Genomic DNA, 283 nt, shown 5'->3' on the forward strand with positions numbered 1-283 from the left:
CGACAAGGAGGACCAAGCCGGCATCGAAAAACTCGCCGCGATCTATGTCGCGGCGTGCGAGTTCGAGGACGGTGACGAGGACTAGGTCCTGCTGAGATTGAGGCGGGGGCCGCCTCAGCAGCAGTCTCAGGCGAACTTCACCAGCATCAGGCTGAACCCCGCGATGAAGATGAAGGCCGAGAAGGCCAGCATCAGTGGCCGCAGGCCGCGCGAGCGCAGCTCCGAAATATCGGCCTGGAGGCCCATGGCGGCGAGGCCCATGGTCAGCATGATCTGTGCTGCG

1 pseudogene is annotated in these 283 nt (G+C 64.0%); it reads right to left on the reverse strand.

Going from position 1 to position 283, the window contains the following annotated elements:
- Nucleotides 1-126: 126 nt before the first annotated feature.
- Nucleotides 127-283, reverse strand: a pseudogene (locus EN874_RS33295) (putative sulfate exporter family transporter); the annotation flags it as partial.

Source organism: Mesorhizobium sp. M1D.F.Ca.ET.231.01.1.1 (assembly GCF_003999155.2).
Taxonomy (GTDB): Bacteria; Pseudomonadota; Alphaproteobacteria; order Rhizobiales; family Rhizobiaceae; genus Mesorhizobium.